Source organism: Gaoshiqia sediminis, assembly GCF_025907915.1.
Classification (GTDB): Bacteria; Bacteroidota; Bacteroidia; order Bacteroidales; family Prolixibacteraceae; genus Gaoshiqia; species Gaoshiqia sediminis.
On the sequence record NZ_JAPAAF010000025.1, the window covers coordinates 50,960 to 57,181 of the forward strand.

3 protein-coding genes are annotated in these 6,222 nt (G+C 46.6%); all 3 read left to right on the top strand.

Annotated elements, in window-relative coordinates:
- The first annotated feature begins 68 nt into the window (after nt 1-68).
- Genes N2K84_RS14485 through N2K84_RS14495 form a run of 3 tightly spaced genes read left to right on the top strand, consistent with a single transcriptional unit; the run spans nt 69 to nt 6,107 of the window.
- Entirely contained in the window at nt 69-3,467 is a 3,399-nt protein-coding gene (locus N2K84_RS14485; protein WP_282592539.1) for a TonB-dependent receptor, read from the top strand.
- Nucleotides 3,468-3,481: 14 nt separating this feature from the next.
- Entirely contained in the window at nt 3,482-5,239 is a 1,758-nt protein-coding gene (locus N2K84_RS14490) for a RagB/SusD family nutrient uptake outer membrane protein (RefSeq protein WP_282592540.1), read from the top strand.
- Nucleotides 5,240-5,273: 34 nt separating this feature from the next.
- Entirely contained in the window at nt 5,274-6,107 is an 834-nt protein-coding gene (locus tag N2K84_RS14495) for a hypothetical protein (RefSeq protein ID WP_282592541.1), read from the top strand.
- The last annotated feature ends 115 nt before the right edge of the window (nt 6,108-6,222 follow it).

A 6,222-nucleotide genomic window follows, 5' to 3' on the forward strand; every position in this document is an offset into this window, starting at 1 on the left:
TGAAAAAAAACTATTTAATGACGATTTCCATATGGAATAAGATATGGAAGTTAAAACTAATGAGAACTATGAGGATAACACTAGCTATCTGTCTGTTATGGGTGTCCCAGGTTTTTGCCGTCAACACCTACTCTCAGAACACTCGCTTATCGGTTAACCACTCGAATACCACGATTCGAAAGGTACTTCAGGATATTGAAGACAAAACCGATTTCTATTTCATGTACAATGGGCAGTTTGTCAACGTGGAAAGAAACGTCACCATCAACATGAATGACAAATTAATCTCCGATGTGCTGGATCAACTTTTCAACGGAACGGGAATCCGGTATAAAATTGATGAACGGCAAATTGCCCTGACCGAAGGAATGGCCAGTGTCAACCTGCAACAACCGCGCAACGTTACCGGGAAAATTACCGGGGCAAACGGTGAACCTGTCCCCGGGGCTACAGTAGTGGTAAAAGGCACTACCACAGGCACAATTACCGATTTCGACGGAAACTACAACCTGCCCAATGTGCCGGGCGACGCGGTGCTGGTCATTTCGTTTGTTGGAATGAAAACCATTGAAGTACCCGTGGCCAACCAAAGCGTCATCAATGCGAAACTGGAAGACGAAACCATTGGCTTGGAAGAAGTAGTGGCCATCGGATACGGCGTGCAGAAAAAGAAACTAACAACCGGTGCTACCGTCCAGGTAGGCGGCGAAGCTCTTCAGAAATTAAGCACCGTAAGTGCACTGGGTGCCCTGCAAAGCCAGACCCCGGGGGTAAACATCACCCAAAGTTCTGGCCAGCCTGGTGAAGGATTTAAAGTTACCATCCGCGGTCTGGGGACTACCGGTAACGCATCTCCGCTGTATGTAATTGATGGAGTTGCCGGTGGCGATATCAATGCACTAAACCCATCCGACATCGAATCCGTGGATGTACTGAAGGATGCAGCTTCGGCTGCCATCTACGGTGCCCGTGCTGCCAATGGCGTAGTGCTGGTAACCACCAAACGAGGGAAAGCCGGAAAACTCCAGCTGACTTATGATGGTTTTTATGGCTCGCAATATTTAGCAAAAGTACCGCCACTTCTGAATGCCCGTGAATATATGGCCATTCAGGATGAAGTTCGGTTTAATGAAGGGAACCCTGCGTATGATTGGGCAAACCTGCTCCCTGAAGAATTGTACAATTCCATTATGGATGGTTCGTGGCAAGGAACTAACTGGCTGAATGAATCATACAACGAGGCGGCTCCCACGCAAAACCATGCTTTCAATCTAATAGGGGGTAATAACCAGTCCAGCTTTTCATTAGGGTTCTCATATGCGTCACAGGAAGGTATTTTAGGGAAACCCGTTCAATCCGATTACGAACGTTACACTGCCCGCATTAACTCCGACCATGTTGTGTTGAAAGAAAATGGCATGGACATTATAAAAATTGGCCAAACCTTGAACTACAGCACGAACACCAAATCAGGTATTGCCATCGGTAACATCTATTGGAACTCGGTACACAACTTGTTAGTTGCAAATCCCCTGCTTCCCAACTACGATGCCGAGGGAAATTTCTATGACTACGACGATAAAATTGAAAATGGATGGGATTTTGACGGAAATACCGGAAACCCCATTGCAGGCATGGCCTTGTCAAGCATGGGGCTAAACCTTTCGCAAAACTATGCCCTCCAAACGAGTGCCTATCTTGAAATTCAACCGATTAAAAACCTGATATTCAGATCACAATTTGGTTACAAGTTCAATGCAAGTGCCTATCGTTCATACGATGGTATCCGCCATCTTTCGAACAACGCCAATGTAACGATTGATGAAGTCAGCCAAAGTGCCAGCTCCGGGTACAGCAAAACCCTTGACAATACGCTGTCCTACCGGTTTTCGGTAGCCAACCAACACAACTTTGACGCTGTTATCGGTCAATCAGTTGAAAAATGGGGAATGGGCTCAAATATCAGTGCGAGCGGTAAAAACTCCATTTTTCCCGGTTCATTCAGCAATGCCTGGGTTGACAATACCAAACCAACCGAATTATCGCAGCGCGGTGCCGGTGGTTCTCCTTGGGGCGAAGGCGCACTGGCCTCCTTCTTTGGCCGTGTCAACTACAACCTGGATGAAACATACATGGCTTCGATCATTATGCGTGCTGATGGTTCGACAAACTTTGCCCGCGGAAAACGCTGGGGATATTTCCCTTCGGTATCTGCTGGCTGGGTAATGACTAACGAGTCTTTTTTAGAGGGCACAAAAAACTGGATGGACTTCCTGAAATTACGCGCCAGCTGGGGCCAAAACGGTAATGCTTCAATCAGTGCTTTCCAATACCTTTCAACGTTTGCTTTTGATACCAGCAACGGTTACTACTTCGCATCCGACAAAAAAACACAGACTGTTGGCGGATATGCCGACATCCTGGCAAACCCGGATGTTACCTGGGAAACCTCAGAACAGCTAAACATCGGATTAGACTCTCGTTTCCTGAATTCCAGGTTGGGTGTAACCTTAGACGTTTATAAGAAAACAACCAAGGACTGGCTGGTAACTGCACCAATTCCAGCTGTTTGGGGGTTGAACGCTCCGGCAATTAATGGTGGAGATGTGGAAAACAAAGGTATCGAGTTGGCCTTGAACTGGAACGACAGAGCCGGTGATTTTCATTATGGAGCAACCTTAAACTTGTCGCACAACACGAATGAAGTTACCCGAATCGCGAATGCCGAAGGTATTATCCATGGCGACGGAAACGTTTTAAGCCAGGGAACAACTGAAATGTACCGCGCGCAAGTTGGCTATCCGATTGGCTATTTCTATGGGTATAAAACGGCTGGTGTATTCCAAAACTGGGAACAGGTAAACAGCACTACCGCCAAATATGCCGGAGCACAGCCTGGTGACCTGATTTTTGTTGACACAAACGGCGATGAAAAAATCACAGAAGAGGACCGCACCATGATCGGTAATCCGAATCCGGATTTTATCGTAGGTATCAACCTCAATTTCTCGTATAAAGGGTTTGACTTCAATCTGACCGGGACAGGTGCTTTTGGACAGCAAATTGCCAAATCTTACCGTTCATTTGCCGATTCACCACTTCAAAATTATACAACCGATATTTTTGGCCGTTGGACTGGCGAAGGAACTTCCAACAAGCTACCTCGCTTGACATCGGGAAGCCACACCAACTGGCAAAACATTTCGGACATCTACATTGAAGACGGCGATTATCTGAAAATCCAAAACGTAACCTTAGGCTACGATTTCAAAAAATTGTTCAGAAATATTCCACTCGGTCAAGCCCGCTTGTATGTAACTGCTCAAAATCTTTACACGTTTACCGGGTACTCAGGAATGGATCCGGAAGTCGGCTACGGATATGATCAAAGTTGGGTTTCCGGAATTGACTTAGGTTATTATCCAAGCCCAAGAACTTATTTGGTAGGTGTAAATCTTAAATTTTAAACGATAGTATGCATATGAAAAACATATTATATATTGCCACAGCTGCTCTTCTTTTTACAGGTTGCGAAAGCTACCTCGATTCAGAGAGCTACGTTAAGAAAAACGAAGGAAACTATCCGGCTACAGCTGACGATGCCATCCAACTGGTTACCGGTGTTTACGCAACATTGAACAAACCGATCGCCAATGTTCAGAACACTTACTTTTATGCTGCCGAATTAGCCTCAGACGACCGCTTCGGCGGAGGAGGGGAAAACGATAAAGACATGCAGGTACTCGACCACTTGCTATACACCAACATGGACCGTTTTAAATCCTTCTGGTCGGACCGTTATTCTGGCATCAGCCGGGCCAACATGGCCGTTGCCAACCTGGATAAGGTGGAAGATGAGGACCTGCGAAATCAATTAATGGGAGAAGCATTATTTCTTCGCGCCTTCTTCTACAACGAACTGGTTGAGTTGTTCGGCAATATTCCACTGATCACAGGCGTTCCCCAAAATGTAGCAGAAGCACAGCTCTATCCGGCACAGGCTTCTCCCGAAGAGGTTTATGCCTTTATTGCTGCTGACCTGAAAAAAGCAATCGAAATCATGCCTGCCAGAGCCTGGAACCAAACCGTTTCCGGTGAAGGGCATGCAACCAAGTGGGCAGCCGAAGCGCTTCTTGCCCGTGTATTCCTGTTTTACACCGGATTCTACAACAAAGAAGCTCTTCCCCTGATGGATGAAGAAGGCGCTATTTCCGGTTCCGTAACAAAAGATGAAGTAATTACTGCCCTGGAAGACTGTATCGCCAATAGCGGACACGAATTGGTTGACGACTTCCGCAGTTTATGGCCATACTCCAACAAACTTTCAAAAAAGGATTATCCCTACGTCCAGGACGCTCCCGATTGGGTTAAAGACGGCGAAAATCCGGAACAGGTTTTCGTGGTTAAATGCTCGCATATGGCTAGCTGGGGGACTACGATCGGTTACTCAAACCAATACATGCTTCACTTTGCTATCCGAAGCCATGGTGGTTCTGATCAGTATAAAAACCTTTTCCCGTTTGGTCAGGGCTGGGGTGCCGGACCGGTAAGCCCAAAACTTTGGAACGAATGGGAAACGGCCGAACCAACCGACCCGCGACGTGAAGCCTCAATTTTGGATGGATCGGCAACCCAAGACTATGTGTATGGCGCCGACAAACAAATGGAAGAATCCGGTTTCTGGCAAAAGAAAATTATTGCCACAACTGCTGCGAAAGAATACAATTCGGATGGCTCCATCAAATCGCTGTACAACAGTTTTACTTCATCTCAAGATTACTATGGCGACGGTGAAAGTGACGACTTCCAGTTGTCCCACGAAATCGACCTGAACGTCATACGTTATTCAGATGTGTTGCTGATGCACTCCGAACTTACAGGCACAGCAACCCGGATGAATGAAGTACGGGCACGTGTGGGGCTACCTGATGTAAGCTACTCCGAAACAGCCCTTCGCAACGAACGGCGTTGGGAATTAGCTTTCGAAGGCACCCGATGGAGCGATATCCGTCGTTGGGGAATTGCTGGCGATGCCTTATCGCAACAACTTGGCTCTGATATTTATAACCGAGGTGTAGCAACCACCATGAAAGACCAGGGAGCCGGCTATGCCGCTCGCTACCAAGCCACAAAAGGTTTCATGCCTATCCCCCAATCCGAAATCGATTTATCGAATGGCGTTTTATCACAAAACCCGGGATGGGATGCTTCAGCCGTATTTGTAAGCTGGAATGAATAGGAAGAATTTTAATCTAAATTTTAACTTAAAAATTATGAATAAAAAGTTAATATACTCAATGTTGGTTGCAGCAACAATTTTGGTTGCTTGTGATCCGGCTGAGGATCGGGATGTCATGTCGGGCGCGATCACAGCTGCCGACCTGGATATCTCTGCAACACCACAATTAGTAGAAGGAAAAAATTCGAACTACGTTGAACTGAATAGTGATGGCGTAGGCTGTCTTACCTCTTGGGATTATGGAAACGGGATTACAACCAAGACCAAATCCACCGTTCAACTGGTACTGAAAGGCGCCAATGAAATCATTTTCACCGGCTTGAACGGCGATGGTACAACAATCACCAAAACGCTGACCGTGCAGGTTGACACACTGATTAATGTTCCCGAAGAATGGGGACTGCTGTGTGGTAGCGGAGAGAAAAAATGGGTATGGGACGAAACAGCCAATGCCGTTTGGGGCAATGGCGGTTATATGGGATGTGATTCCCCCTGCTGGTGGACCAATGACAAAGCCTCGATGGATGAAAACGATCCGGATTATGGTGCCAATGGTTTCATGTTGTTCTCGGTAAAAGGTGCCAAGCTGACCAAATCAAATGAAACTGGCAGCAACACCATGAGTGGTAGCTTTACCTTCGATATGACACAAAAAACCATGGCTGGAGATGCTGTTTGGGCTAAAGGTAAGCTTTTCACCAAAAATGTGACCGTCCTGGCCGGTAAGCAGCCCAACCATGGCAATGCCCCGGTTTATGAATACGACATTCTGAAACTCACCGAAGACAAGATGTCGCTGGCATGGCCCGAACCGGGTTCCGGTTCGTGGGGAACTGCCTGGTTCTGGATGTTCAGAAGCGCCGATTAAGCCTAATCCCTTCACAACACAAAGAGGCCGTCTCAAAACAAAATTTGGGACGGTCTTTCTTTTTCTGGATTTTGGAGATTTTAGATTTTGTAGTTGGTTTGTTTATGGTTCCATA

Coding starts and splice junctions, on each gene's coding strand:
- N2K84_RS14495 (WP_282592541.1), top strand. CDS start 5,274: ATGAATAAAAAGTTAATATACTCAATGTTGGTTGCAGCAACAATTTTG.
- N2K84_RS14485 (WP_282592539.1), top strand. CDS start 69: ATGAGGATAACACTAGCTATCTGTCTGTTATGGGTGTCCCAGGTTTTT.
- N2K84_RS14490 (WP_282592540.1), top strand. CDS start 3,482: ATGAAAAACATATTATATATTGCCACAGCTGCTCTTCTTTTTACAGGT.